The organism is Kitasatospora sp. NPDC023120 (assembly GCF_055560835.1).
Map to the genome: position 1 here is coordinate 75780 of NZ_JBVHHY010000015.1, position 26147 is coordinate 101926.

Annotated in this window: 21 protein-coding genes and 1 pseudogene; 7 read left to right on the plus strand and 15 right to left on the minus strand. The window is 74.5% G+C overall.

Features of this window, described 5'->3' with window-relative positions; all coding sequences use genetic code 11:
- Positions 1-42: 42 nt before the first annotated feature.
- The 5 genes from ACZ3TI_RS22705 to ACZ3TI_RS22725 form a co-directional block, all read right to left on the minus strand.
- Positions 43-2616, minus strand: coding sequence for an FtsX-like permease family protein (locus ACZ3TI_RS22705; protein ID WP_465728907.1), 2574 nt, complete (start codon positions 2614-2616; stop codon positions 43-45).
- Positions 2613-3515, minus strand: a complete 903-nt coding sequence (locus ACZ3TI_RS22710) for an ABC transporter ATP-binding protein (protein WP_465728909.1) — start codon at positions 3513-3515, stop codon at positions 2613-2615. The genes ACZ3TI_RS22705 and ACZ3TI_RS22710 overlap by 4 nt, the downstream gene beginning before the upstream one ends.
- Positions 3516-3626: 111 nt before the next feature.
- Complete coding sequence (locus ACZ3TI_RS22715; RefSeq protein ID WP_465728911.1) at positions 3627-4415, minus strand: aminotransferase class IV; 789 nt, start codon at positions 4413-4415, stop codon at positions 3627-3629.
- A complete protein-coding gene (locus ACZ3TI_RS22720) occupies positions 4408-5382 on the minus strand; it encodes a GNAT family N-acetyltransferase (RefSeq protein WP_465728913.1) in 975 nt (324 codons plus the stop codon). Before ACZ3TI_RS22720 ends, ACZ3TI_RS22715 begins: the two co-directional genes overlap by 8 nt.
- 187 nt (positions 5383-5569) lie before the next feature.
- Positions 5570-6505 carry a DMT family transporter gene (locus tag ACZ3TI_RS22725; protein ID WP_465728915.1) on the minus strand — a complete coding sequence of 312 codons (936 nt, stop codon included), beginning with the start codon at positions 6503-6505 and terminating at the stop codon, positions 5570-5572.
- A gap of 132 nt (positions 6506-6637) precedes the next feature.
- Here ACZ3TI_RS22725 and ACZ3TI_RS22730 point away from each other — a divergent pair, with 132 nt between their 5' ends.
- From ACZ3TI_RS22730 to ACZ3TI_RS22740, 3 genes are all read left to right on the plus strand, one after another.
- Positions 6638-7540, plus strand: coding sequence for a LysR family transcriptional regulator (locus ACZ3TI_RS22730; RefSeq protein WP_465728917.1), 903 nt, complete (start codon positions 6638-6640; stop codon positions 7538-7540).
- Positions 7541-7669: 129 nt separating this feature from the next.
- Positions 7670-9235 carry an MFS transporter gene (locus ACZ3TI_RS22735; protein WP_465728919.1) on the plus strand — a complete coding sequence of 522 codons (1566 nt, stop codon included), beginning with the start codon at positions 7670-7672 and terminating at the stop codon, positions 9233-9235.
- Complete coding sequence (locus ACZ3TI_RS22740) at positions 9225-10199, plus strand: Lrp/AsnC family transcriptional regulator (RefSeq protein WP_465728921.1); 975 nt, start codon at positions 9225-9227, stop codon at positions 10197-10199. Before ACZ3TI_RS22735 ends, ACZ3TI_RS22740 begins: the two co-directional genes overlap by 11 nt.
- Positions 10200-10265: 66 nt before the next feature.
- On the opposite strand, the gene ACZ3TI_RS22745 is transcribed toward ACZ3TI_RS22740, so the two are convergent.
- From ACZ3TI_RS22745 to ACZ3TI_RS22765, 5 genes and pseudogenes are all read right to left on the minus strand, one after another.
- A complete protein-coding gene (locus tag ACZ3TI_RS22745; RefSeq protein ID WP_465728923.1) occupies positions 10266-10769 on the minus strand; it encodes a S26 family signal peptidase in 504 nt (167 codons plus the stop codon).
- A gap of 187 nt (positions 10770-10956) precedes the next feature.
- Entirely contained in the window at positions 10957-12816 is a 1860-nt protein-coding gene (locus ACZ3TI_RS22750; protein ID WP_465728925.1) for an ATP-binding cassette domain-containing protein, read from the minus strand.
- Positions 12813-13382, minus strand: coding sequence for a TlpA family protein disulfide reductase (locus tag ACZ3TI_RS22755; RefSeq protein ID WP_465728927.1), 570 nt, complete (start codon positions 13380-13382; stop codon positions 12813-12815). Before ACZ3TI_RS22755 ends, ACZ3TI_RS22750 begins: the two co-directional genes overlap by 4 nt.
- A 382-nt stretch (positions 13383-13764) precedes the next feature.
- Positions 13765-14097: pseudogene (locus ACZ3TI_RS22760) on the minus strand (MauE/DoxX family redox-associated membrane protein).
- Positions 14098-14274: 177 nt separating this feature from the next.
- Positions 14275-14475 (minus strand): hypothetical protein, encoded by a 201-nt coding sequence (locus ACZ3TI_RS22765; protein ID WP_465728929.1) that lies wholly within the window; start codon positions 14473-14475, stop codon positions 14275-14277.
- A 333-nt stretch (positions 14476-14808) separates the two neighbouring features.
- On the opposite strand from ACZ3TI_RS22765, the gene ACZ3TI_RS22770 reads away from it, so the two are divergent.
- Positions 14809-16152 carry a carbohydrate-binding protein gene (locus ACZ3TI_RS22770; protein ID WP_465728931.1) on the plus strand — a complete coding sequence of 448 codons (1344 nt, stop codon included), beginning with the start codon at positions 14809-14811 and terminating at the stop codon, positions 16150-16152.
- A gap of 204 nt (positions 16153-16356) precedes the next feature.
- On the opposite strand, the gene ACZ3TI_RS22775 is transcribed toward ACZ3TI_RS22770, so the two are convergent.
- The 4 genes from ACZ3TI_RS22775 to ACZ3TI_RS22790 all read right to left on the minus strand — a co-directional run bounded on the left by ACZ3TI_RS22775 (position 16357) and on the right by ACZ3TI_RS22790 (position 23669).
- Positions 16357-19383 carry a hypothetical protein gene (locus ACZ3TI_RS22775; RefSeq protein WP_465728933.1) on the minus strand — a complete coding sequence of 1009 codons (3027 nt, stop codon included), beginning with the start codon at positions 19381-19383 and terminating at the stop codon, positions 16357-16359.
- Positions 19383-21344 (minus strand): HSP90 family protein, encoded by a 1962-nt coding sequence (locus ACZ3TI_RS22780; RefSeq protein WP_465728935.1) that lies wholly within the window; start codon positions 21342-21344, stop codon positions 19383-19385. Before ACZ3TI_RS22780 ends, ACZ3TI_RS22775 begins: the two co-directional genes overlap by 1 nt.
- A 206-nt stretch (positions 21345-21550) precedes the next feature.
- Positions 21551-22588 (minus strand): hypothetical protein, encoded by a 1038-nt coding sequence (locus ACZ3TI_RS22785; RefSeq protein ID WP_465728937.1) that lies wholly within the window; start codon positions 22586-22588, stop codon positions 21551-21553.
- Positions 22589-22886: 298 nt separating this feature from the next.
- The gene (locus ACZ3TI_RS22790; protein WP_465728939.1) at positions 22887-23669 is read right to left on the minus strand and encodes a hypothetical protein; all 783 of its coding nucleotides are present in this window, start codon (positions 23667-23669) and stop codon (positions 22887-22889) included.
- Positions 23670-23875: 206 nt separating this feature from the next.
- On the opposite strand from ACZ3TI_RS22790, the gene ACZ3TI_RS22795 reads away from it, so the two are divergent.
- Genes ACZ3TI_RS22795 through ACZ3TI_RS22805 form a run of 3 tightly spaced genes read left to right on the plus strand, consistent with a single transcriptional unit; the run spans position 23876 to position 25509 of the window.
- Positions 23876-24289, plus strand: coding sequence for an RNA polymerase sigma factor (locus ACZ3TI_RS22795; RefSeq protein ID WP_465728941.1), 414 nt, complete (start codon positions 23876-23878; stop codon positions 24287-24289).
- The gene (locus tag ACZ3TI_RS22800) at positions 24229-24423 is read left to right on the plus strand and encodes a sigma factor-like helix-turn-helix DNA-binding protein (RefSeq protein WP_465728943.1); all 195 of its coding nucleotides are present in this window, start codon (positions 24229-24231) and stop codon (positions 24421-24423) included. The genes ACZ3TI_RS22795 and ACZ3TI_RS22800 overlap by 61 nt, the downstream gene beginning before the upstream one ends.
- A gap of 39 nt (positions 24424-24462) precedes the next feature.
- Positions 24463-25509 carry an alpha/beta fold hydrolase gene (locus ACZ3TI_RS22805; RefSeq protein ID WP_465729138.1) on the plus strand — a complete coding sequence of 349 codons (1047 nt, stop codon included), beginning with the start codon at positions 24463-24465 and terminating at the stop codon, positions 25507-25509.
- Here the strand turns inward: ACZ3TI_RS22805 and ACZ3TI_RS22810 are convergent.
- On the minus strand, positions 25495-26004 hold the full coding sequence (locus tag ACZ3TI_RS22810; RefSeq protein ID WP_465728945.1) for a hypothetical protein: 510 nt from the start codon (positions 26002-26004) through the stop codon (positions 25495-25497). The two genes, ACZ3TI_RS22805 and ACZ3TI_RS22810, sit on opposite strands and share 15 nt — an antisense overlap.
- Positions 26005-26147 lie beyond the last annotated feature (143 nt).

Below are 26147 nucleotides of genomic sequence, written 5' to 3' on the forward strand. Positions count from 1 at the left end.
ACATGCCCCACCCCCATGAGGTCCCCTCACCTCACCCCCCTCCTACTGTCGCGCCGCCCCCAGCGCCACCGGCCGGGTCCGCAGCAGCGCACGGACGGGCAGCCCGGTCGCCCCGAGGCAGAGCAGCACGGCTCCGGCGGCCAGCGGCAGGGCGAGCATCGGCGGGACGTACGGGGAGGCGTTGGCGACGCCCCGGGTGACCGGCACCAGCGTGATCCAGGCGATCACCGCGCCGACCCCCAGCCCGGTCGCGGCCACCAGCAGCGCCTCCCAGCGCATCATGCCGCGCACCTGGCGCCGGGTGGTGCCGGCCAGTCGCAGCAGCGCGACCTCGCGGCGCCGGTCCAGCACCGTCATCACCAGGGTGTTGGCAGCGCTGACGGCGGCGAACCCGCCGAGCACGCCGGCCATCACCGTATTGGCCCAGCCGCTCAGCTCCATGTCCTTGTCGGCCTGGGCGACGAACCCGGCCCGGTCGGTCACGCTCGCCCCGGTCACCGTCGCCCCGGTCGCCGCCGTCCCGGTCAGCGCGTCCAGTCCGGCGGCCACCGCCGTACGGTCGGCGCCCGGCATGTCGGCGACCAGCACCTGGCTGTCGTACCCGGCGGTGACGTGCGCGGCCACGGCCGCCCGGGGCAGCACCGCCTGGGCGACGCCGAGCCCGCGGTCGTACACGGCGACCACGGCGGGCCGCACCGGGGTGCCGTCGCCGAGCCGCAGCGGGACACGGTCGCCGACCTCCGCGTTCAGGGCGTCGGCGAGGGACGTGCTCAGGGCGATGGTGTCGGTGGCGCGGCCGAGGTCGGCGAGCGAGCCGCTGCGCACGCCCAGGTCGAGCACCTCGGGCAGCCGGGCCGGGTCGCCGTCGACGCCGAGCGCGGGGGCGGAGCCCAGTCGGCCTCCGCTCTCGAGGACCAGGCCGGTGCGCAGCACGCCGACGGCGGCTTCCACGCCGGGCACCTTCGCCGCCCGCTCCGCGGTCCCGGCAGGAAGACCGGGTCCGGTGGAGCCGATCACGTGGTCGGCGGTGACGCCGGCCCGGACGTTCTCACCGGTAGTGTGGCGCAGGGTGCTCTGCAGGATCAGCAGGGTGCCGCAGAAGGCGGTGACCAGGACGATCGGGGTGATCGCGGAGGCCAGTCGGCGGGCGTTTGCACGGGTGTTGTCGGCGGCCAGCGAGCCGGACGCACCGCCCACCCGCAGTGGGGCGCCGAGCACGACGGCGGCGATCCGGGCCACCCAGGGCCCGAGCAAGGCGACGGCGAGCATGAAGCACATGACCACGCCGAGCGCGGTCTCGGCGGCCTTGCCGCCGTCCAGGGTGGCGGCGACGGCGGCGACCGCGATGCCGCCGGCCGCGAAGAGCAGCCCGAGGACGGTGCGTACCTTGCCCGGGCGGGGTGTCTCGACGGCGGCCTCGCCGAGCGCTTGGCCGGCGCGCAGCTTGGAGGGGCGGCGGGCGGCCAGGAAGCCTGCGGTCAGCGCGGCGAGGGTGCAGGTGAGGACGGCGGCGAGCATCGGCAGCGGGCCGATGTCGAGGCGGATGCCCTCGGGGACGGCGCCGCGTTCGGCCAACTGGCCGAACCACCAGCGGGCGAGGGCGAGTCCGGGCAGGATGCCGAGCGCCGCTGCGGCCGGGGCGACCAGCACCGCCTCGGCGGCGATGGTGCGTCGGATCTGGCGCGGGGTGGCACCGACGGCGCGCAGCAGGGCGAACTCGCGGGCGCGCTGGCCGGTGGCGAGGGCGACGGTGCTCATCACGACGAAGATCGCGGTCATGGTGGCGTAGCCGCCGAAGGTGCCGCCGATGCCCATCAGCATGGTCCGGGCCTCGCCGAGGGCGGGGTGTTCGACGGCACCACGGTCGTCTCCGGTGAAGACCTTCGCCCCGCCGCCGACGGCTTGGCGGAGCTGCGAGGCGAGTGCGGCGACGGTCACGCCCTCGCGGGGCTGGACGGCGATGGCGTCGATCCGGCCGGGGTGGCCGGAGAGGCGGTCGGCTGTGGCGTCGGCGAACCAGGCGGTGGGGCCGGCCGCCTGGGCAGCGGCGAGACCGGAGACCCGGTAGCTCGCGGTGCCGCCGGGCGCGGTGAGCGTGAGGTTCGCGCCGGGCGTGAGATGGGCGGCGCGCGCGGTGTCGGCGTCCAGCACCACCTCGTTCGCGCCGGGTGCGCGGCCCTCGGCCAGCCTGTCCGCCGGTCCGGCGATGCCGAGCGCGGCGTAGCCCCGACCGGTCAGGGCCGAAGTGCCGCTCAGTCCCTGGGTACCGGCCGCGGCGGTGATCGGGAACGCGGTGTCCGGCCGGGCGGCCGCGACCCCGGGCAGGGCGGTCAGCCGGTCCACCAGCGCGGCGTCCGTCCGGGCCCGTTCCGGGGTGGCCTGCTCCTGGGTCTCGGTGTCCTCGCCGACCTTCTTCTGGATCTTCACCGTCTGCTCGGCCGCGACCACCACGGGTGCCGATGCGTACCGGACGGGCTTGAGGCTCGCGGTCAGACCGGTCTGCAGCAGCACGCCGCAGGCCGTCACGACGGCGGCGCCGAGCAGCAGGGCGACCAGGGTGCCCACGAAGGAGGCGGGCCGGAAGCGCACCGAGGCGCGCGCGAGTCCGTTGGTCATGCCGCCGCTCCCACGGGGTGGGCGGTGAGCGCGACCATCCGGTCGGCGACGGCCTGCGGGCCGGGGTGCGGCAGGTCGTCCACGATCGCGCCGCCGGCAAGGAACAGCACCCGGTCGGCGAAGGAGGCGGCCACCGGGTCGTGGGTCACCATCACGACGGTCGCGCCCAGGGAGTCCACGGCCTGCCGCAGCAGGCCGAGCACCTCGTGCGCGGTGCGGGTGTCCAGCGCGCCGGTCGGCTCGTCGGCGAAGACCACGTCCGGACGGGTGATCAGTGCGCGGGCGATCGCGACCCGCTGCTGCTGGCCGCCGGAAAGCTGTCCGGGCCGCCTCCGGGCGTGCTGTCCGAGGCCGACCCTCTCCAGCAACTCCCGTGCCCGGGCGCGGTCCTGGCGCTCCCCGGCGAGCCGCTGCGGGAGCAGCACGTTCTGCTCGACGCTCAGCGAGGGCAGCAGGTTGAAGGACTGGAAGACGAAGCCGATCCGGCTGCGGCGCAGCTTGGTGAGCCGGTTCTCGCTCAGCGCGGTGATCTCCTCGCCGCCGAGCCGGATCTCCCCGGCGTCCGGGCGGTCCAGTCCCGCCGCGCACTGCAGGAAGGTGGACTTGCCGGAGCCGGACGGGCCCATCACGGCGGTGAAGCTGCCGCGGGCGAGCGCCAGGTCGATGCCGCGCAGCGCCTGCACCGCCGCCTCGCCGCGCCCGTAGGTGCGGCGCACGCCTCGCAGTTCGATCGCCGGGGCCGGCTGCGGCGCGCCGATCCGCCCCGTACCGTTCGGGCCGCGGTCGTTCGGATCGGCGGCGTACGTTCCGGCGGCGTACGTTTCGGCGGCGTACGGAGTGCCGCCGTACGGATCGGTCCCGCGCTCGTCGGTCCTGCGGCGGTCGTGGCGGCGTGCCATGGAGGGGCCTTCCTTCGGTGCTGCGTCGCTCGTCGTCAACGTGCTCCACGCTAGGAAGACCGGGCCCGCCGAACCATGGAGGTCACCGGCGGACCGGGGGTGGGGTTATCCCTACACCGGTTCGGCGGCGATCCCGAGGTAGGTGGCGCGCAGTTCGGCGAGCACCGGGTGGGCGGGGTCGAGGGCGGTGTCGTCGACGGCGGCCAGCGGCCGCACCCCGATGCCCGCGTTCACGGCGAAGGCGGCGGTGAAGCGGTCGAGGCCGGTGGCGGGCAGCGGCTCACGGGACTGCGGGCCCCGGTACGCCCCTGACAGCAGGGCCTCGGTGACGCCGGGCAGGCTCGGGCCCTCCGGCCAGACCAGCTTGTCGTCGTCCAGGAAGCCGACGTTCCAGGTCGCGCCCTCGGTCACCCGGCTGTCCGGGTCGACCAGCAGCACGTCGTCGTAGCCCGCGAGTTGGGCCTGGCGCCGGTGGTGGACCAGACCGAACAGGCCGACGTGCTTCACTTCCGGCAGCTCCCGCCGGTACGCCGCTGTCCGCACCCGCAGCGGGGCGGGCTCGGCCGCGGCGGCCGGGCGGGTGGTGACCAGCAGGGCGGGCGTGGCGGGAGCTGCGGGGCGTTCCAGGCCGAGCGCCGGGTCGTAGACGGTGACCCGGACGATCACCGGCGTGCCGTCGGCGGGCAGCACCGCGCGGATCCGCTCCCGCACCGCCGCCCGGTCCAGTTCGGCGGCGAACAGCGCGCGGCAGTCCCGGACCAGCCGGTCCAGGTGCAGCGTCAGGCCACGGACTCGGCCCGCCTCGGCGCGCAGGGTGGTGAAGTGCCCGTAGTTGAGCAGCCCCAGCGCGGCCAGCCGCGCCGGGTCGGCGGGGGCGCCGTCGATCTCGATCTCAGCCATCCCCCGAGTCTGCCAGCTGCGGTGACGGCACCGCGGTTTGCTCCGCAGGACCCGATCCCCGGTCCTGGGGAACAGGCACGGACACCGGACGGTACGGGGAGGACACCGGGCGGCGGGCGGCCCGTTCGAACTCCTCGATCCGGTAGGCCAGTCCCTCCGGCTCACCGGCGTCCGACCAGCGCCACGCCTCCGCCCACCACTGCGGGCCGCGCACCAGCGGGAAGCCCGCCAGCGCCAGGTGCAGGGCCAGCGTCGAGCGCGCGTACTCGTGCACCCAGCCGTCGGCACCCCGGTAGTCGGCCGTCTCGTCCAGGCGCAGCCAGCGGCCGTCCCGGCCGGCGGTCAGTATCGGCACCCATCCGCGCAGCCGGTCGGCGACCAGCAGGAGCAGCCGCCCGTCCTCCTCGCACACCCGGTAGGAGGGGAGTTGAGGCATCCGCGCGAGCGAGAGCGAGCGCTTCCAGCCGACCGCCCACAGCCCGCGGCGCAGGTAGTAGCGGATGGCCGGCTGCCAGGTCCAGTGCGCCTCCAGCCGGAACCCGGGCAGACCTTCGGAGGTGGCTGCCTCGTACACCTCGTCCAGCGCGGCGGCCGCCAGCCCGCGCCCGCGCGCGGCCGGGCTCAGGTAGAGGGAGGAGACGGCGAGTTGGCCCGGGCCCTTGGTCCAGTTGTCCACCGCGACGGTGCCCACGACGCCGTCGTGGTCGTCCCGGATCCAGTACCGGCGGCGGTACAGCTCCCCGCCGGGCCACTCCCGACCGCTCTCCCCCAGCCGCTCGCGCCAGCGGCGCTCCGCCGGCGGCGCCAGCCCGTCCGGGTCCACCAGTTCACCCAGCTCGCCCTCCACCAGCGACGCCAGGTCCCAGCGCGCGAACCGCCGTTCGTCCCCCTCCCCGGCGGCCCTCAGCCGCTGCCCCGCCGCCAGCCGGTCCTGTGCCCGCTCCACCGCCGCATCCCACGACCTCACCACCCGGCCACCATAGCGGGCGCCGAAGACATTCCGTAATTCAGTGGACACCGAACGTCAGATCGGGTACGAATGCCGCTGTCCGATCAGCCCGGTTCCCACCGGCTTGTCCTGGAGGGGCCGTTAGGGGAGGGAGATCCCCATGCGTGGCATCTTCGTACGTGCCGTTGTCGGGGCGGCGCGCGCCCTAAGCGACGGGCTGGCACGCCTTCGGGGCCTGGTCCGCCGTGCCGGTCGAGGTCCGGGGGCGGGGCCGGGTCAGTGCCACGGCCGCGATCACCAGGGCGCCACCGGCCAGCGCGTTCCAGCCGACCGGCTCCGAGAGGAACAGCGCGCCGATCGCGGTGGACCACAGCGGCATCACGTAGGTGACGGCCGAGGCCACCGTGGTGCCCGCGGTCCGGACCACCCCGAGGTTGAGCAGGTACGCCAGGCCGGTGCCGACGACGCCGAAGGCCAGCAGGGCGGCGGCCGGGCCGGCCCCGGGCCAGTGCGGAGCGCCCGCGGCGATCGGCGCGATGACAGCCAACTCTGCGGCGGCGCTGCCGATCTGGAGCGCGGACAGGACGGTGACCGACTCCGGCCGACCGGACAGGAAGCGCCGCAGGTAGGCGAAGCCCGCTCCGTAGCAGCAGGCGGCGGCCAGGCAGGCGAGGCCCCCGGCGGCCTCGCCGGAGCCGATGCCGTGCCAGACCCCGAGCACGGTGAGCACGCCGACGAACCCCAGGGCGAGGCCGGTGAGCCGACGGGCGCCGGGGCGGCGCTCCTCGGGCACGGTGAGCACCGCGAACAGCAGGGTGAACAGCGGAGTGGTCGCGTTCATCACCCCGGCGAGCACCGAGCTGACCCTGGTCTCGCCGAACGGGAACAGGATGAACGGCACGGTGTTGAGCAGCACCGCGACCACCGCCGAGTGCACCCACAGCGCACGGTCGCGCGGGGGCTTCTCACCGCGCAGCACCATGACGGCCCCCAAGGTGACCGCACCCAGCAGGCACCGCCACAGCGCCACCCAGACCGGGGGCACCCCCGCGTCGACCGCCACCTTGATCAGGGCGAAGCTCGCACCCCAAATCGCCGACAGTGCCACAAAACCCGGCAACCAGCGCCGCGCCGCAACCATCCCCGTATCCCTCCGGTGTTCCCTCCGTCTGGACAGAGGGTGGCCGGGCGGCCGAGCATGAGTCCAACAAGTGGCAGTCCGATGTGGATGAGGAAGTCTCATGTCCCCAGGTCACACGCTCCAGGACGTCCGATGACCGCGGAGGTGAACCTGGCTCAGCTCAGGGCGCTGGTCGCGGTCGCCGACACCGGCAGCTTCGGCGCGGCCGCCGACGAGCTGGGGCTCAGCCAGTCCGCCGTCTCGCACGCGGTCGCCGCCCTGGAGCGGGTCCTGGACGCGCCCGTCCTGCTGCGCGGCATCCCGTGCCGGCCGACCCCGCTCGGCCAGCAGGTCCTGCCGCACGCCCGGACCGCGGTCGCCTCCGCCGCCGCCGTACGCACCGTCGCCACCCAGCACACCGGCGGCCTGACCGGCACCGTCCGGCTGGCCGCGCCGACCACCGTCTGCCAGGCCCTGCTGCCCGGGCTGCTGCGGGACTGGAAGGCGGCGTACCCGCAGGTCACCGTCCGGGTCTTCGAAGGCGAGGACGCCGAGCTGACCTCCTGGCTGGAGGCCGGCATGGTGGACGCCGCCGTCCTGGTGGACGCCGGGCCGCCGCAGCCCGGGGCGGTCCCCCTCGGCGCGGACTCGATGCACGCGCTGCTGCGCCGCGACCACCCGCTCGCCGGGCAGGAGACCGTCCACGTGACCGAGCTGGAGGACGACGACTTCCTGCTCTCCGAGGGCGGCTGCGAACGCCACATCCGGGAGGCCTACCGGCGGGCCGGCACCCGCTTCACGCCCCGGCACCGGATCCGCGACCTCAACACCCTGATCGGCATGGTGAACGCGGGCGTCGGGGTCTCGGTGATGCCCGCGCTGGCGCTGCCCATGCTCCCAGCCGAGTGCGTGCTGGTCCCGATCCGGCCCGCCGTCCACCGGACGCTCACGCTCACCGGCCCGGCGGGCCGACCGTGGTCCCCGGCGGTCAGCGGGCTGCTCGCGGGAGTGGGAGCGATGACGAAGGGCAAGGCCCTGGCGGTCGCGTCGGGCTGAGTGGAGTTTTTCGGCGCCGAGGGCGGGGTCGGTGGAACTTTCTGCCGATCCGGGCGGCGGTGGCTGGTCGGTGCGGGTGTACGGCCGGAGGGTGACGGCATTCCGGCCGTACACCCGAGGGAGGACCTGTTGTCCGCACAGCCGCTGCCCCTGCCGCCCGGGCACCCAATGCCCGAGCAGCCGGTCCCCGTACACCCGCACCGCTGGTGGGCGCTCTGCGCGCTGCTCACCGCCGAGGCGATGAACCTGCTGGACGCGACGATCGTGCAGGTCGCCGCGCCCCGGATGCGCGCCGACCTCGGCGGACCGGCCGCCGCCGTGCCCTGGCTCACCACCGCCTACACCCTGCCGTTCGCCGTCCTGCTGCTCACCGGCGGGCGGATCGGCGACCGGGCCGGGCGCCGACGGGTGTTCCGGATCGGGGTGGCGGGCTTCCTGTTCGCCTCGCTCGCCTGCGCCTGCGCGCCCACGCTCGGCGCGCTGCTCGCCTTCCGGGCCGTCCAGGGTGCGGCGGCGGCCGTGATCGTGCCGCAGACCATCGGCCTGATCAAGGCCATGTTCCGGGGCCCGGAGACGGCCCGGGCGCTCGGCACGATCGGTCCGGTGATGGGGCTCGCGGCGATCGCCGGACCGGTGCTCGGCGGGGTGCTGACCCACGCCGACCTGTTCGGCTCCTCCTGGCGCGCGGTGTTCCTGGTCAACCTCCCGCTCGCACTCGCCGTCCTCGCCCTCGCCTCGCTGCTCACCGAGGACCGCGCCCCGCGCCGACCGGGCCTCGACCCAGCCGGCAGCACGCTCGCGGCACTCGCCACCGGACTGGTCGTACTGCCGCTGCTGGCCACCGGCAGCACGCCGCTGGTGTGGACGGCCGTCGGGGCCGTCGTCGCGGTGGCGTTCGCCGTCCACCAGCGGCGCGGCGGCCGGCGCGGCCGCGACACCCTGGTCGAGCCGAGCCTGTTCACCTCCGTGCGGTTCCCGGCCGCGTTGCTCGCCCTGGCGCTCGCGTTCGCCGCCACTACGGGGCTCAGCCTGGTCGTCATCCTGCAGCTCCAACTCGGCAGCGGCGCCGACGCCTTGGCCTCCAGCCTGACGCTGCTGCCGATGTCGGCCGGGCTGGCGGTCGGCTCCCTGTGGGCGGGTTCCTCGCTGGTCCGGCGGTACGGGGCGCGGGTGATGCCCGCCGGGGTGGCGGTCATGGCAGTCGGGGTGGTGGCCGCCGTCGGCGCCTACCGGACGGGCGAGCGGCCGGAGGCGCTGCCGTACGCGCTCGCCGTCGTCGGGCTCGGGCAGGGACTGTTCACGCCCGCCTTCTTCACCACCGCCCTGCAGCCGCTGCGGCCACAGGAGACCGGCTCGGCGGCGGGCCTGCTCAACGCCGTGCAGCAGCTCGGCTCCACCCTCGGCGTCGCGGTGCTCGGGCGGATCTACCTGGCCGCCCCGGACGCCGCCGGCGCGCAGCGCGCCTGCTGGGTGACCGTGGGGGTGCTGGCGGCTGTCGCGGTGGCGGGAGGGCTCATGAGCCGCTCTCATATGAGCGGCTCTCATACCGCCCGCGCCACCACCCACGCCGGGGAATCGGACACGGCAGGACCGGACGCGGAAGGACCAAACACAGCAGGACCGGACACGGCAGAACCGCACCCGGCAGAATCAGGCGGTGTGTCCGACGACCGGGAACCCACCCATGCTCGATGACCTCGACCGCGCGCTCGTCCACGCCCTGCGCGTCGACGGGCGCGCCCCGTTCAACCGGATCGCCGCCGTCCTCGGCGTTTCCCCGCAGACCGTCGCGCGCCGCTACCGGCGGCTGCGGGCCGAGGCCGGGCTGCGGGTGATCGGGCTCGCCGACCCGCACCGGGCCGGACGAGCGCAGTGGCTACTGCGGCTGACCACCGGGCCGCACACCGCCCGGAACCTCGCCGAGGCGCTGGTCCGGCGCGCCGACACCGCCTGGGTGAAGCTCACCTCCGGCGGCACCGAGATCACCGCCATCGTCGACACCGGCCCCGGACCCGAAGGCCACGGCCTGCTGCTGCGCGACATCCCCCGCACCGCCGCCGTCACCGACGTCTCCGCCCACTGCCTGCTGCACACCTACCGGGGCGGTCCGTCCGCCTGGCCGGTCAGTACCGAGGCGCTCAGCGAAGAACAGCAGGCCCGGCTCCGTCCGACCACCGTGAGCGGCCCGCCCGGCGGACCGGAGGAAACCGACCCCGCCCTGCTCCGCGCGCTCCACCGGGACGGCCGTACGCCCCTCGGAGACCTCGCCACCGCGACCGGCCGCACCCCGGCCACCGTCGCCCGTCGGCTCGCCGAACTCCGGGCGGACGGCACGGTGTTCCTCGACGTGGAACTCGATCCCCGGCTGCTCGGCGCGGACATGCAGGCACTGCTCTGGCTGCGCGTCGCCCCCGCCCACCTCGACCGCGTCGGCCGCGCCCTTGCCACCCACCGCGAACTCGCGTTCGTCGCCGCCACCACCGGCCCGAGCAACCTCGCCGCCCTCGCCCTGTGCACCGACCCGGCGGACCTCCACCGGTACATGACCCGGCAGTTGGGAGCCGTCCCGGAGATCACCGCACTGGAGTCCGCCCCCGTGCTGCACACCTTCAAGGCCGCCGGCCCGGTCCCGGCGCCCCCGGGACACGGTCGGCCCTGACCGGGCAGGCCGGACGGTCACCGGACCGAACCGAACCCACGTCCGGTCCACGGCACGACCGGCCGCTCAACCCCGCAGCCGGACCCCGTCCAGCACCACGCCCACCACGATCCGCGCCGGAACGGCGCCCCACATCCGCGAGTCCGTGCTGAACTCCGGGTTGTCGCCCAGCAGGACCACGTGCCCGCCCGGCACCGTCCCACCCGCCACGACCGGGCGGACGGGCCGCGGAACCGGGTCGCCGGGCAGCGCCGCCAGCCGCTTCACCAGCAGGCGCTCCGGCTGCCGCCCGACCTGCCCTGCCCCTGCCCCAGCCCCGGAGTCGCCGGGCCCGGCCCCAGCCCCGGACCCGGCGAGTCCGTCCGGGGATACCACCACGATCCGGCCCGCGCGCAGCCGGGCCAGGCCCCGGCGCAGTACCAGGACGCGCTGGCCGGGCCGCAGCGCCGGGCTCATGCTCGGACCCGAGACCACGACCACCGACAGCGCCGACCGCAGCAGAAGCCCCAGGGCCACCGCGGAGACCGCCACCACCAGCACCGCCCCGCCGACCACCGGCAACACCCCCATCCGCGCACCTCCTCCGCTCAGCGGGCCGACCGGCCCGACACCCCGGCCCGCGCACCCGCAAGCCCCGCCCTCGCAAGCCCTCACCCCCGCCCCACCCGTCACTCCCCCGCCCGCCCCGACACCACCGCGTCCTGGTAACCCGACGCCTGCAGGGTGAACAGCTCCGCGTAGCGCCCGCCGAGGGCCATCAGCGCGTCGTGGGTGCCCTCCTCGACCACCCGGCCGGCGCCGAGGACGACGATCCGGTCGGCGTCCCGGACCGCTGAGCCGGTGCGAGATGACCAGGCTGGTGGCGCCCCGGCGCAACTCCCGGAGGTTCTCGTGGAGTTCCTGCTCGGCGGCCGCGTCGAGGCCCCGCGCTGGGCTCGTCCAGGATCATCAGGTCGGAGTCGTCGCGCATGAACGCCCGTGCCACGGCGAGGCGTTGCCACTCCCCGCCGGACAGCGAGGGTCCCCAGCCCGCCTCTGTCACGCGCTCGGGCAGGAAGATCCGGCTGAGCAGGGCCCCGTACCCGCCGTCCAGCCGCTGCACCCGGTCGTGGATGCCGGCCGCGCGGGCGGCGTCGGCGATGCGGTCCCGGTCCTCGAGGTGGGCGAGGCGACCGAGGCCGATGTTCTCCCCGGCGGTCAGGTCGTAGCGGCAGTAGTCCTGGAAGACCACGCCGATCCGCTGCCGGTACTCGTCGGGCGGGAACTCCCGGATGTCGAGGCCGTCCCACAGTACTCGGCCGCGGTCCGGGTCGTAGAGCCGACAGAGCAGCTTGACCAGGGTGCTCTTGCCCGCGCCGTTGAGCCCGCCCAGGGCGGTGACGGAGTCGGCCCGCAGGGTGAGGTCGACGCCGCGCAGGATCCACGGCACGTCGGGGTGGTAGCGGAACCAGACGTCCTGGAACCGGATGGTGCCGCGCAGCGCGACGGGCGGGCGAGGGTCGCCGGCCGGGGCGAGGTCGGGCGGGGCCTCGCCGAGCGTGCGGTAGTGGTCGAAGGTGAGCGCGGCCTGGTACGCGGAGGCGCCGCCGGCCGCGAGCTGGCCGACGCCGGTCTGGATGCCGGCCACCGCCGCCAGGCACACCGAGACCTGGCCGAGGGAGAGTTCGCCGTGCCGGGCGGCCCGCACCTCCCACACCAGACCGAGCGCGTAGACGACGACGCCGAGCAGCGACGCGGGCAGGCGGCGGGCGAGATTCTGCCGGTCGGTGCGCTCCTCGGCGCCGCAGACCGCCCGCAGTTCGTGCCGGGCACGCCCACGCAGGAAGTCCTGCAGGCCGAAGAGGCGGATCTCCTTCACCGCGTCGACGTCGGAGACCAGGCTGCTGTAGAAGGACTGGCGCCGGTTGCGGGACATGGTCTCGCTCGGGACGGCGGCCCTGCGACGGCCGGCCGCCAGCTGCGCCCGTACCAGGGGCAGCGTCAGCAGCAGGGTGAGCGCGCCGAGCAGCGGGTTGACGACGAAGACCGTGCCGAGGAAGCCGACGACGGTGAGGAGCGCCTGGATGCTGCCGAAGGCCGCGCCGACCAGGATGTCCGGGGCGACGCCACCAGCCTGTTGGGCGAGGCGGAGCCGGTCCTGGAACCGCGGGTCCTCGAAGGGCCGCAGGCCGGGCAGCCGGTTGACCGCGTCGAACAGCTCCTCCTGCACCCGCAGTCGGATCGCCCGGCTGGAGCGCGCGCGGGTGTACTCGCCGAGCGCGGGGGCCAGCGCCATGCCCAGGCTCGCGGCGACCAGCAGGACGCACGTGCCGGTGGTCGGACCGCTCGCGGCACCGGTGAGCGCGTCGAACAGACGGCTCACCAGCAGCGCGGTGGCGGCGGGCAGCAGACCGGCGACCAGCCCGCAGAGCAGCGAGAGCAGCAGCATGGTCCGGCCGGCCCGCCAGGCGAGCGCACAGGCGGCGCCCGCCGAGCGCAGCGCCCGTCCGGCCCTTGCCCCCGCCGCCCCTGCGCCCGCCCCTGCCCCCGCCCCGCCCCCGGTCGGCCCGCCGCCTCCACCCACGGCACCCGCGACGCCCGCGGCACCGGTAGAGGAGGCCGTATGAGTCGTGCTCATCGCGCAGCGGTCGGGATGACGAGCTCTCCCGGCACCAGGTGATTGGTGATCCGGCCGTCGCCGTCGACCGAGACGTAGCTGGGCCAGCGCACGATCCCGAACGCCTCGGCCGTCGACTCGGTGGCGGATCCGGAGGTCTCCACCGACACCCGGGCCACCGGCTCCAGCAGCGTGCGCAGTTCGGCGACCACCGGGCCGCTTCCCTTGACGACCGCGAGGACCCTCTCGCGCCCGCCCGGGTAGCCGCTGATCGCCTTGACGAAGTCGGGCGCCTGTTCCAGGCACGGCCCGCAGGTGCCGAAGAAGAAGCCGACCACCGCCGGGGCTCCGGCCAGGTCCGCCCGAGTGACCTCGCCGTCCGTTTCGGTGGGAGCCTGGAATTCCGGCATGGGGGCGCCGTCCGGAATCCGGTTGTCGGGTACCGAAACACCCTTCCTGATGTTTCCGAAGGAGGTCGGAGAACCGTGCTCGGAACCGTGTTTGTTGATTTTCCGCGCGAGCGCGAGCGTCAACATGAGATTGAACAGCGAAAGACAGCCGATAATGACCACGAAAAGCATGGTCATAACGGTTCCGTGCCTCGTTCCTGGCTCAGACGGGTACAGGGAGGAATGCCCGGCACGAACCGGGCGGAGGACAGCACAAAGGCACCCGCAGAGGGCACCCGCGGAGAACAGCCGCAGAGAACACCCCCGGAGGGCACCCGCGCCACCGGGGACGACCGGGCGCCCGCACGAGCGGGAGAGGTGGGTGCGGCTCAGCGTGCCGCCGAGAAGAGTTTCGACCAGGGTGTCGGTCGCGATGATCAGCGCGCTCGCGAAGCCGGCCACGAGCAGCACCGCGGCGCCCCGGCCGCCCCCAGGTCGCCGGGGCCGGGCGCGACGCTCGCTGCCGAGCCGGCCGCGGCGACGGCGATCAGTACCAGGTTGCGCGCCACATGAGCCTTGCTCACGGCACGCCGGAGGCGCCGAAGCAGGAGCAGGAGACATCCGCCCCCTGCCGGAGCAGCCGGACCAGGATGGCGGCGAACAGCGCGATCAACCCGCCGGTCGCGGCAAAAGCCCAGGTGGCTAGGGGTGATGGCAATCAGACCAGAAGGGCGAGGGCGGCCTCGGCGACCGGCACGCCGATCACCGCCGCACCGGTCAGCCGTGGCGGCACGACCGCCATCACGCGCAGCGCGGAGGCGAAGTCGCGGCGCGCCCGGAGCTTGGCCAGGGCGGACATGGCGAAGACCACCGCGATCACGGCGCGGCAACCGAGCAACAGGTATGCGGTCATGACTCCCCCTCCGTCGGCTGCTTCTCCGCCGACTCCCACTCAACCGGCAGCCGCTCCGTCGACTCCCTCTCAGCCGACTCCGACTCCGGCTCCGCCACCGACGCCCCCGCCGACGCAGGGCGGGGGCACCGGCGGCCGTGTGTCAGTCGGCCGGTCCGGCCGGCGAACCGGGACGGATCAGCAGCCGCCGACGATGACGCAGGTGACACAGGACGGCTTGACCGCACAGCTCCAGGAGCAGCACTCCGTGACGTACAGGTTTTCGCCGCTGCAGTGGGTGGTGGTACCAGCCGGGCAGGCGCAGTACGCGTCCGCGACATTCGCCTTGCGGCCGCCGGAAACCACGCGGTCGACCAGGTTGAGAACTGCCTGAACCATTTGTTCATCCGCTCGGGAAGGTGGATTGGAGAGGCTGTGCACTTACTCACGAGATCTCGCGGCTCGAAAAGCTGACCGACCACTCGAGAGCTTGTCTAGACCAACTTCGAAAGCCGTCAACGCACGGGAATCCGGAATGAGACGCTCCCGTTCCCGGAGGTTCACACTCCCCCTCCACCGGGGCTTGACCCACCCTCCGAAACAGGTCTATACCAGTGGGAGCCCCGCGGCAGCCACCCCACGCCCCTGGGCAGTTCGGCCTGCCGCCGCGCCACCCCCACCTACGGCGCGAGCGGGTGTCCTCCCCCACCGCCGTTTCCTGGAAGGCCTCCGATGGAACGCGCTACTCCCCCACACCCCGTCCGCTCGGAACACTCCGTCAGTCATCGGCACCGCTCCGGCCGGGCCGCCCTCGCCGCAGCCGGTGTGCTCGGCCTGCTCGCCGGGGGCGTCGCCGCCCTGGCCGGCACCGGCTCCGCCTCTGCAGACACCGCCGCAACCACCACCGCCAACGCTGTCACCGCTGTCGACGCCGCCGCCAACGCCGCGACCGGCCTGGGCAGCAACTGGTACGCCTCGGCGCCGTACCTGATGCCCGAGGACAATAGCCCGCCGGACGCCGCCGCCGTCATGGACGCCACCGGCCAGAAGGCCTTCCAGCTGGCGTTCATCCTGGCCCAGGGCAACAGTTGCTCCCCCGCCTGGGGCGGCACCTCCTCGATCGACACCGACACCACCATGCCGAACGTCATCCAGACCGTCCGCGGCAAGGGCGGAGACGTCTCGGTGTCCGTCGGCGGGTACGGCGGCACCAAGCTGGGCCAGGTCTGCGGCACACCGGAAGCAACCGCCGCCGGCTACCAGAAGGTGATCACCAAGTACCAGCTCAAGGCGATCGACTTCGACCTGGAGGAGCCGGAGTACGAGAACACCGCTGCCATCCACAACGAGATCGGCGCGGCGAGGATCCTCCAGCAGAACAACCCCGGCCTGTACATCTCCATCACCACCGCCGGCACCACCGCAGGCACCGGCTGGTTCGGCACCCAGATGCTCAACGAGGCCAAGTCGCAGGGCTTCACGCCGAACAACTACTCGATCATGCCGTTCGACGGCGGCTTCAACGGTGCGGCGGCTCAGACCGACGCACTGGTGAAGTTCAACGGGATCCTGCAGACCACCTTCGGCTGGAACGAGGCCACCGCGTACGCCCACGAGGGCGTGTCGATGATGAACGGCCGCACCGACGCCGCCGAGTACTTCCGCCAGGCGGACTTCCAGACCGTGCTGGACTTCGCCACCGCGCACGGCCTGGCCCGGTACACCTACTGGTCGGTCAACCGGGACCGGCAGTGCCAGGGCCCGGTGGACCCGGGACTGTCCGGCTCCTGCTCCAGCGTGGCGCAGAACGACTGGGACTTCACCAAGTACACCGTGAAGTTCGCCGGGGCGACCCCGCCCACCACCCCGCCGACGACTCCCCCGACCACGCCCCCGACCAGCCCGGGAACCCCGGGCACCTGCACCGCCCCGGCGTGGAGCGCGAGCACCACGTACACCGGCGGCGCCAAGGTCTCGTACAACGGGCACAACTACCACGCCAAGTGGTGGACGCTGAACGAGGTGCCGAGCGCCAGCGGCCAGTGGGGCGTCTGGGCCGACGACGGACCCTGCTGACGGAGCAACACCCGCGCACCGCCCGTACGACCCGGCCCGGACCTCGGCAATAGAAAACCGGAGGGGCCCCGGGGATCACAACCCCGAGGCCCCTCACATCAGTTCGACCCCTGCGCCGCTCCGGCCCGTCGTCCGGACGACGTCCGAACGACGTCCGGAAGGTGTCCGGAAGATGTCCGGACGACGTCCGGCTCGACGCCCGGGTCACTCCGACGCCGCGAACCGCTCCCGCAGCTCCGCCAGCACCTGCGCCGCCTCCAACAGCCCGGCGGCCTCGCAGCGCGCGATGCCGGCGGTCAGCCGGGTCGCCGCCGCGCCGGTGCGGCCGAGGTCACTGCCCTCGATCAGCGCGGCGAGCCGGACGGACTCCGCGCGTGGCGGCTCGGCCCGCTCACCGCCCTGCTCGTAGACCGCGATGGCCCGCTCGACCTCGGCCAGCGCCTCCTCGTACCGTTCGGCGACGGCCAGGCAGCGTGCCCGCTCGTAGTGCGAACCACCGCGCAGGTACCAGGTGTTGTACTCCTGGCCGCGCTCCTCGGCGGTCGCGCCGACGGCGTCCGCCTCCGCCAGCAGGGCCAGTGCGGCGGCCAGCCCCTCCGCGCCCTTCGCGCGCATCGTGGCACGCGCCAACTCCCGCAGGGTGGCCGCCAGTTGGTCGACCTTCGGCGCCTTGCCGTGGGCCTCGCGGGCCCGCGCGAGCGCCGCCTCGGCGGCGTCCCAGCGGTCCGCCTGGGCGAGCGCCAGGGTGGCCTCGCAGGCGACCATGGTGTGGGTCTCCTGGTCCTCCCAGTCCGCCACCAGGTCGGCCAGCCGCAGGTACTCCTCGGCGGCGTCCCGGTACTCCTCCAGTTCGACCAGGCCTCGGGCGAGGTCCAGCCGGGTCTGGGCGAGCATCCGGATGTCCAGCCGTGCCGCCGACGCGTCGAGCAGCACCGACTCCAGGACGGCGACCGCGTCCGCCGCCCGGCCGGTGTCGCGCAGCACGTCGGCCAGCTGCAGCCGCACCTGGGCAGCCTCCTCGGCGGCCTCCGGACCCTTGCGGTCGTAGCGCGCGGCGGCCTCCGACAGCGCGCGGACCGCGCCACCGAGGTCGCCCACCTGCAGGCAGGAGTGGCCGAGCATCATGTACGTCGGCGCGTACGGGTAGGAGTCGTCGCCCCAGCGCGCGGCCTCGGCGAGCGCCCGGTGGAACACCTCGACGGCCTGACCCGGCTCACGGCTCTGCAGCAGCACCTGGCCCAGCAGGCCGAGCACCCGCGGGGTGTGCCAGGGCAGCTCCGCCGCGTCCAACTGGCCGAGCACCTCGCGCAGTTCGGCACGGGCCTCGGCGAGTCGGCCCTGCCTGGCGGCGGCGTCCGCGGTGTACTGCCGGGAAGTCGCGGCCCGCCGGGCGGAGCCCAGCTCGACAGCGGTCCGGTGGTAGCCGCCGACCGCCTCCTCGAAGCGCGCGGCGGTCTCGGCGGAGGGCTCCGGCAGCGCCCCGACCAGGTCGTGGTGGGCGGCGTAGGCGCGGGTCTGCAGCACGATCAGGTAGTCGTCGTCGGTCAGCTCGCCCGTCGCCCGCAGCTCCACGGCCCGGGCCAGCGCCGAATCGAGCGCCGCCCAGTCGGCCACCTTGCGCTTGCCGCCGCCGGAGGCCTCGCTGCCCTCTCCGTCCTCACCGCCGGAAGCCGCGCCATCATCGGCACCGGAGTCCTCGTCCAGGTCCGCGATCAGCGTCCGGGTGCGGACCATCAGCGCCGACCCCGGCATCCCCGCCGCGTCGAACAGCTCGGCCGCGACCAGCAGCCCCGCCTTGCCCTCGGCGTAGTCGTCGCGCTGCAGCGCCTCGTGGGCGCGCTGCTCGGCGAGTTCGGCGCGCAGCCGCTCGGGGCTGCCGACCTGTGTGCCCTCGGGGTGGACGAAGTCCGGGGCGGCGGCACGCTCCGCGATCCGCTTCCAGAGCCGGTCGGAGTCCGGGTGCCCGAGCACCTCCAGCTCGCGGGCCCGGACCACCAGGGCGGTGAAGTCCTCCGGCTCCGCCTCGACCACCCGACGCGGCGCGGGCGCGACCCCGGCGACCCCGGCAACGCCAGAGCCGCCAGAGCCGCCAGAGCCGGCAGAGGCAGCGGACAGCTCGGGCGCGACGGCGGCGCGCACGCCCAGCGCCAGCGGCTCGGCGAGCAGTGGTTCGACGGCCAGCCGGGCGCGCCGCGCGGCGCTGACCGCGTCGGTGCCGTTGCGCGCGTCGAAGCGGGCGGCCAGCGCGTCCGCCTCGGTGCGGAGGTGGGCGAGCAGGGTGTCCACCGTCCAGGCGCCGCCGGCCGGGCCGGTCACCGCGAGCTCGCCGTGGCCGGCCCGGGCCAGGGTGGCGATCAGCACCTCGACGCCGGTGAGGAAGTCCAGCCGGGAGGCGGCCTCGCCGGTGACCGCGAACAGGTCGCGGTTCTCGGCGAGCAGTTCGAGGCCGCGCGGCTCGTTGCCGGACAGCGCGCAGAACTCGATGTGCCGGGCGACGGCGCCCAGCATCGAGGACTTGCCGCGCGCGAAGCGGTAGCCGGTCAGGTGTGCGGAGCGGGCCTCGTCCAGCCGGCCCCGGCGCAGCAGCGGCAGCAGGGCGACGGACTGGCTGAGGTAGGGCTCCAGTTCGCAGCTGCTGCGGCCGCTCAGCACCGGTGCGAGGATCTCCAGCGCCCGGGTGTCGTCGCCGAGGTCGAGGAAGTGCCGGGCGCGGGCCCGGGTCTCGCAGGCGTGGCAGTCGCTCATCTCGGAACGCGGGCGGGCCGTCCACAGCTCGTACGCGTCCTGGACGCCGACGCCGGTGACGTCGGCCAGGTGGTAGCGCTCGGCGTAGTACGGCTGGAGGCCGAAGCCGGCCGCGCGGTAGCGGTCGCGCAGCTCGGTGAGCCAGCGCTCGACGGCCGCCAACGGTACGTCCGGGTTGTCCCGCAGCGCTCCGGCCACCCACTTGAAGCGCCAGAACACCTGGTGGCGGGCCCACTCGCCGAAGCCGTCCGGGTCCTGGTCCCAGAGCTTGAGCACGCGGGCGAAGACGACCGGGTTCTTGTTGCGCTCGCCGTCGTACTCGTAGGCCTCCATCAGCTCGAGCAGGGCCATCGAGCGGACCTTGGTGTCCTCGAACTGCTCGGCGGCGTCGACGAGTTCCTCTGCCGTGACGGTCCGGGTGCGGCCGTACGGGCGGGAGTCGTTCTCGTGCAGCGCGGCCATCACCGCGTCGGGGCTGTCCAGCATCACGCCTCCTTCGCGTCGTCGCGGTTCGCCCCGCCGGCTCCACCGGACCCGCCGGCCCCGCCCGTCCCACCAGCCCCACCGGCTCCACCGGCTCCACCGGCCTCACCGGCCCCACGCGCCTCGCCCGCCTCGTGGCCGAGCATGGCATGGTCGAGCAGGCTGATGAACGAGCGGTTGAGCAGGGCGGACTCGCTGGCCTTGAGCGGACGGCGGGTCATCAGCACGGCCTGCCCGTACAGCGCCTCGACGGCGGTGACGGCCAGCTCGCGGTCGGTCACCGTCGCGGCGCGGCGCACCAGCGGGTTGAGGTGGTTGAGCACCAGCTGGGCGCGGGGCACCTCGGCGCGCAGCGAGCCGAGGATGTCGGCCCACAACCCGTCCGCCTCGTCGGCGAGTTGGGCGCGGGTTCGCTCGTGCCGGGCCTCCCGGTTGTCGAGCAGCAGGGCGGGCGCGTTGGTCGGGTGGAAGCTGCGCAGGGCGACGTCGCAGTCGAACCTGCCGACCACCTCGCGGGCGATCGCGAGGAAGGCGTTGGCGGCCAGCTCGGCGGCCGGGTCGACGGTGTCCAGGTGCGCGGTGACGGTGCCCGGGTCGAGGTCGGAGACCGAGACACCGGGGCGGATCTCGGGCAGCCGGTGCACCAGGTCGCGGTCGTAGGTGTAGCCGCCGTTGACCACGCCGAGTCCGGCCGCGCCGGCGATCGGGGCGACCTGGCGGAACTCCTCGACCGTACGGGTCACCAGCACCACCGGGTGGCTGCGGGCGAACTCGTCCAGCGTGACGTTGCCGTCGGTGGTCTCGAACGGCAGCCAGGGCAGCATCATCCGCAGCAACTCGTCGTCGTAGCGAGCGAGTTCCTTGACCGCCAGGTGGTGGACGGACAGGAAGCGGTGCAGCAGCGCCGGGTCGCTCGCGGACAGGCCGGTCAGCCAGTCGCGGATCCGGGCGCCGAGCGCGTCGCGGACAGCGGCCAGCGTCTCGTCGGCGTACAGGCCCTCGCGGGAGGCGGTGGGACGCAGGCCGTCGGTGTCCACGACGCAGCGGACGAAGAACGCCCAGTCCGGCAGCAGTTCGTCCGCCTGGTCGGAGAGCAGCATGCCCTTGAGGTGTACCCGGTGGCCGTTGCGGCGCGAGGGCGGGGCGGCGTCCGGCAGCACGTACGCGACGCCGCGCAGGCCGACCAGCGGCAGGTCCAGCTCGATGGTGTCGAGCGGGGTGAAGTCGAAGGTGGTGCGGCAGTACTCGCCCAGCGCGTCGCGCTTGGCCAGCGGGGAGCCGTACCGCTGCGCCCACGGCGGGGTGCGGTTGACCCGGTGCTCGGTGCCGCCCGCGTCGATCACGGTGACGTCGTGGCGCAGCAGGCTGCCGAAGTCCCGGGCGAGGGTGAGCACCCGGCCGGGGCGGGTCCACTCGGCGGCGTCGGCGCGCGGGGCCAGGGTGACGGTGGTGCCCGGCTCGGGCTTGGCCTCGGCGGGCAGGGTACGGATGGTGTAGCTGCCGTCGGAGCTGCCGCGCCACTCGATCACCGGGGCGTCCGGGGTGGCGGCGGAGCGGGTGACCACGGTGATCTCGTCGGCTACCACGAAGCAGGCGAGCAGGCCGATGCCGAACTGGCCGATGAAGTCGCCGCGGGCCTTGGCCAGCCCGGCGCCGTCCAGCCGGCCGTCGGCGTCGCGCTTGGAGCTGCGGCCGATGGTGGCGAGGAAGGTGTGGACGTCCTTCTCGGTCAGGCCGACGCCGGTGTCGGTGACGGACAGCTCGTCGTCGGCGCGGACGGTGATCCGGGCGGGCGCGTCGGGGTCGAGGGCGCGGCGGGCGGAGATCGCGTCCACCGCGTTCTGCAGCAGCTCGCGCAGGTAGACGCGCGGGCTGGAGTAGAGGTGGTGGGAGAGCAGGTCCACCAGGCCGCGCAGGTCGACCTGGAAGGTGTGCGCACTCGTCGGGTTGTCGGTTGGGGACACCGGAGGCTCTTTCGATCGCGGGGTGGGTGTGGTTCGACGGGGCGCGCTCGGCGCCGGAGGGCAGCTCGGCACGGGAAGGCGGGTCGACGTCAGCGGGCGGTCGACGTCAGCGGGCGGTCGACGTCAAGCGGGCTGCCGCCGTCAAGAAGTCGACATCGGAACGCCGTCCGCATCGGAACGCCGTCCGCATCGGTTCGCGGTCCGCATCAGTACCCGGCGCAGCGGTCGCGGTGGACGCGGAAGGTCTTGACCGGGTCCCCCGCGAGGTAGTGCCAGGGCGACTCGGTGACGACCCCGTCCAGCGCGTCGAACAGCAGCCGGGCGGTCTTGCGCTGGTCGGCGAGCGAGAAGGCCATCGCGAAGGCGTTGAAGGCGCCCTGCCAGCCGTGCGCCGGCTTGAAGTCCGGGTGCAGGACGGAGCGGAAGGCCGCCTCCTGCAGCTCGGCCAGCACCGTCGGGCTGGTCAGGTAGGCGTGGTCCTCGCCGTCCGGGAGGTCCAGCCAGTGCTCCAGGTGCGCGAGCGCGACCAGCTCGCCGAGGTGGCTGCCCTCGGGCGCGGCCAGCATCACCGTGCGGGCGAAGTCGTGCATCTCCTCGTGCGAGCCGCCCCACTTGGCGCACAGCTGCTGCAGCCGCTGCCGGTGCGAGGCCGCGTGCCCGGGCGCGCGGCGCAGGGCGGCCTCGAAGCGGCAGGTGGCCACCTCCGGGCCGAGCGAGGCGCCGCGCGCGCTGATCTGCAGGAAGTACCAGGGGGCGAGCCAGGACGGCTCACGTTCGGCGACCTCCAGCAGCTGCTCCTCGGCGGTGTCCAGCCGCTGGTGGAACAGCTTCCACTGCTCCTCGCCGACCTGCTTGGCCCGGGCGCCGGTGCGCGCCTCCCAGGCCCAGTCGACCTGGCGGGCGCCGGACAGCAGCAGCGCCAGCGTGTCGTCCGGGGTGTCGGCGAGGACCCGCCCGGTCCACTCCTCGACCCCGCTCACCTCGGCGATCGCCCCGGCGAGGCGGGTCAGCTCGACGCCGTCCTCGACGGCGGCCAGCGCGGGGCGCAGGGCGGCCCAGTCCCCGGCGGCGGCCTGTCCGAGCAGCAGGCGCACGGACTCGTCCCCGAAGGTCGGGTCGAGCCGCGGCTCGGCAGCGCGGGCCGCGGCACGCGCCTCGGCGCCCCGCCGCCCGAACCCGAACCCGCGCCGCCCCACGCGGTCCTGCGCGGCCTCCCCGCCGGAGCGGCGTCGGAACAGCGGCATGTGGTGGCCCCCTCGAACGTCATCGGCATCTTTCGCATGGCCGCACTGCGGCCACCCGAGATGAGTACATATCACGCTCGACTGACATCGGTTTCCCCAGCCCAGCGCCCCCAGGCCCGGTGACGGGCCGACACCGCTCCGGGGACAGGCGAGGAGCTACTCCACGGACAGGCGAGGAGCTGCTCCACGGACAGACGAGGGGCGCTCCGAGGACGGCCCGATACCGCACCGGGGACGGGCGACGGGCCACTACGGGACGGGCGAGGACCCGCCAGGGGCTCGCCCGTCACCGGTTCCGTCAGGCCGGACCGGGTCCGGCGTCCGGCGTCTTGCCCGCCTGCGCCTGCTCGATCCGCTGGACCAGCATCACCGCGAACCGCCGGGTCGCGGCCACGTTCACCGGACCGCCCTCGGTGGTCACGCTCGCCACCACGGTGCCCGAGCGCACCACGATGCCGACGCCCTCCCCCTCGGCCAGCGGCCCCTGGAAGGCCTGGCTCTCGCTGCCCAGTGCCGGGGTGTCGATCTTCTTGAACGGCCCGGTGGCGTACGAGGCGTACGTCTCCTTCAGCCGGTTCTTGGCCGCGTCCCGGCTGGGCAGGGTCTCCACGATGAAGCGGGTGACCACGTCGCCCGAGGAGTAGCGGACCGACGCGCTGAGCGGCTTGCCCGCGCAGGAGATGGCGGCGGTGCAGGTGACGCTGTGGTCGGCGGTGTCGACCCGGCGCTTCTCCTCCTCCCAACCGGCCATCGCCTTGGCGTCCGGCATCACCTGGGCGACCAGCTTGTCGTCCAGCAGCGCCGCCTCCAGGTCCGCACTGGGCGCCGCCGCGGCGGGGGCCGAGGTGGGTGCGGGCGCGGGCGCCGAGCCCGCCCCGGTCGCACCCGCGGTGGCCGCCGACGACGGTGCGGCCGGAGCCGCGGACCCGGACGCGGACGAGGCACCCGCAGCCGTGGCGGCGGCCGTACTCGCCGCCGCACCCGGCGTTCCCGACGCCGTCCCGGCGGTGCTCTTCGACCCGCCGGACGAGCACCCGGCCAGCACCGTCATCAGCACCCCGGCCGCCACAGCGGCGGCCATCCGCCGACCACCCATCCCCATCGCCCGCTCCCTCCGGCTGTCAGTGACCCCTCAACATAGCCGCAGCTCCACCCCCACCCGCCGCCACCCCCTGCTCACCCCCACGCCTGCCCGCCTGCCCGCCTGCCCGCCTGCCGGCCGCCACGCCCCCTCCGCCCATCCAGTACGGTCCACCCGGGGCGGTGACCGGCGACCGGGGGGACGACATGACAGGCACGGACAGCCGACGACCGGACCTCACCCCACTGGTCCGGGCCGCCCAGCAGGGCGACGCCCTCGCCCTGGACGAGCTGGTCAGCCTGCTCATGCCGTACGTCGGCCGCGTCTGCGCGCCGATCGCCCTGCAGGACGCGCCCGACGCCGCCCAGGAGGCGATGATCGCGATCGTCCGCAACCTGCGCCAACTCAAGTCCCCCGAGGCCCTGTTCGGCTGGGCCGGGCGATCGCCGCCCGCGAGGCCGTCCGCTTCGCCAGCCGCGCCACGGCGTCCCCGGTCCGACCCTCCGACGCCTCGCCCGGTGGCGCCGCCGACGAGCAACCCGACCTGCGCGACGGCGAGTTGGCCGCCGACATCCGCGACGTCCTCGAGCGCCTGCCACCCGACCACCGCGCCGTCCTGACCCTCCGTCATGTCGAGGGGTTGGACGAGCAGTCGGTGGCCGAGATCCTCGACCTCCCGCTCGGAACGGTCCGTTCACGACTCTTCCGCGCCCGGCGCGGCTTCCGCACCGCATGGGCCGACGACGAACCCTGACCGCCGAAAATTTCCTCCGGGCGCGGGGATTGTCCGCGCCTGCGCCGCCCTCTCCTCTTCCGAGGAGGCCGTCCGGCCCCTCCCGGGAACACCACCCGGCAACGGAAGAGAGACCCCGATGACCGACCGTACGGACCCCCGCCCCCTCCCCCGACTCCCCGGCGTCCGACACCACTTCGTCGACGTCGACGGCACCCGCCTGCACCTCGCCGAAGCCGGCCCGCGCGCGAACGCGAGCACAGGCCCGAGCACAGGCCCGAGCACGGACACGGACTCGGGCACGGACACGGACACGGGCCCGGGAACGCCCCTGCTCCTCCTCCACGGCTTCCCCAGCACTGGTACGCCTGGCGCCACCTACTCCCCCTGCTCGACCGGGAGTTCCGCCTGCTCTGCCTCGACCTCCCCGGCTTCGGCTGGTCGCAGGCCCCGCGCCGGGGTGGCCACACCACCGAGGACCGCGCCCGCCTCGTCCTCGCCGCCCTCGACCGACTCGGCCTCGAACGCGTCGGGCTGGTCGGCCACGACTGGGGCGCCTGGACCGGCTTCGAGCTGGCGCTGCGCGCACCCGAGCGTTTCACCGGCTTCCTCGCGCTCAACATGACCCACCCGTGGCCGCGCCAACGCGCCCTGCTCGGTACGGCCTGGCGGTTCTGGTACACCGCGCTGCTGGAATACCCCGGCATCGGCCGCCGGGTCGTCCGCCATTACCCGGGCCTCCTCGCCCACCTGCTCCGGCGCGGTGTGAGCGCCGAAACCCCCTGGCCCGCCGAGGAGTCGGCCGAGTACGTGGCCGCGGGCAGCACACCCGAGGCCGCGCGCGCCGCCGAGCGGCTGCACTGGGGTTTCGTCGTCCGCGACATCCCGCGCCTGGCCCTCGGCCGGTTCCGGAACCGCCGGCTGACCGTCCCCACCCACCTGCTCGGCGGCGAGCTGGACCCGGTCATCCGCCCCGCCCTGCTCTCCCCCGTCGGCGCGCGGGCGGACCACCTGACCGCCGAAGTCCTCCCCGGCTGCGGGCACTTCCTGCCGCACGAGCGCCCCGAGGAGGTCGCCGCCGCCGTCCGCCGCCTATTCGCGCGCTGAACCGGTCCGCCGCTCCAACCGGTCCAGCAGCACCTCGCCGCGCCGGTCGACGAGCCCGCCGAAGAAGCGCTGCACCGGCCCCGTCCCGGGCACCCGTAGCGCGGCGAGCAGGGCGAAGCGCGTCCCGTCGCCGTCCGGCACGGCGGCCATGCCGCCGAGCAGCACCCGGCTTTGCATCAGGCACCACCCGCTGCGCAGCACGATGTCGAACCGCTCCCGGTGCCCGAGCACGCTCACCGCGAGCCCCTCCAACCGCTCCCCGCCCGCCCCGCCACCGCGCGCCTCGCCGCCGCGCGCAGGCCCGATCTCGAAGGAGCGCAACCCGCTGACCAGTCCGGGCAGTTCACCGGACAGGTCAGCGGCAACCGACCACACCTCGTCGAACCCGGCCGCGAGCCGCCGCTCGGCGAACAGCGGACGCCCGGCCCCGGCCGCCGCCATCACCCGCAGCCGCCGCACCGGGTCCAGCTCGACCGTCGGCCACCCGTCCACCATCCCCGCCCTTCCTACCGCCCGAGTCCCGAGCCTCGAAGCCCGAACCCCGGAGCCCGAAGCCCGAAGCCCGAAGCCCGAAGCCCGCCCAGCACGGTACCGCCCTCCGGAGACCCCGGGTACGCCGACGGGGCGGCGACCAACCG

Bases quoted from the DNA above. Each gene is read 5' to 3' on its own strand.
- ACZ3TI_RS22795 (WP_465728941.1), top strand. From the start codon at position 23,876: ATGACAGGCACGGACAGCCGACGACCGGACCTCACCCCACTGGTCCGG.
- ACZ3TI_RS22765 (WP_465728929.1), bottom strand. From the start codon at position 14,475: ATGGTTCAGGCAGTTCTCAACCTGGTCGACCGCGTGGTTTCCGGCGGC.
- ACZ3TI_RS22770 (WP_465728931.1), top strand. From the start codon at position 14,809: ATGGAACGCGCTACTCCCCCACACCCCGTCCGCTCGGAACACTCCGTC.
- ACZ3TI_RS22755 (WP_465728927.1), bottom strand. From the start codon at position 13,382: ATGACCATGCTTTTCGTGGTCATTATCGGCTGTCTTTCGCTGTTCAAT.
- ACZ3TI_RS22750 (WP_465728925.1), bottom strand. From the start codon at position 12,816: ATGAGCACGACTCATACGGCCTCCTCTACCGGTGCCGCGGGCGTCGCG.
- ACZ3TI_RS22810 (WP_465728945.1), bottom strand. From the start codon at position 26,004: ATGGTGGACGGGTGGCCGACGGTCGAGCTGGACCCGGTGCGGCGGCTG.
- ACZ3TI_RS22785 (WP_465728937.1), bottom strand. From the start codon at position 22,588: ATGCCGCTGTTCCGACGCCGCTCCGGCGGGGAGGCCGCGCAGGACCGC.
- ACZ3TI_RS22740 (WP_465728921.1), top strand. From the start codon at position 9,225: ATGCTCGATGACCTCGACCGCGCGCTCGTCCACGCCCTGCGCGTCGAC.
- ACZ3TI_RS22705 (WP_465728907.1), bottom strand. From the start codon at position 2,616: ATGACCAACGGACTCGCGCGCGCCTCGGTGCGCTTCCGGCCCGCCTCC.
- ACZ3TI_RS22715 (WP_465728911.1), bottom strand. From the start codon at position 4,415: ATGGCTGAGATCGAGATCGACGGCGCCCCCGCCGACCCGGCGCGGCTG.
- ACZ3TI_RS22710 (WP_465728909.1), bottom strand. From the start codon at position 3,515: ATGGCACGCCGCCACGACCGCCGCAGGACCGACGAGCGCGGGACCGAT.
- ACZ3TI_RS22725 (WP_465728915.1), bottom strand. From the start codon at position 6,505: ATGGTTGCGGCGCGGCGCTGGTTGCCGGGTTTTGTGGCACTGTCGGCG.
- ACZ3TI_RS22790 (WP_465728939.1), bottom strand. From the start codon at position 23,669: ATGGCCGCCGCTGTGGCGGCCGGGGTGCTGATGACGGTGCTGGCCGGG.
- ACZ3TI_RS22775 (WP_465728933.1), bottom strand. From the start codon at position 19,383: ATGCTGGACAGCCCCGACGCGGTGATGGCCGCGCTGCACGAGAACGAC.
- ACZ3TI_RS22730 (WP_465728917.1), top strand. From the start codon at position 6,638: ATGACCGCGGAGGTGAACCTGGCTCAGCTCAGGGCGCTGGTCGCGGTC.
- ACZ3TI_RS22745 (WP_465728923.1), bottom strand. From the start codon at position 10,769: ATGGGGGTGTTGCCGGTGGTCGGCGGGGCGGTGCTGGTGGTGGCGGTC.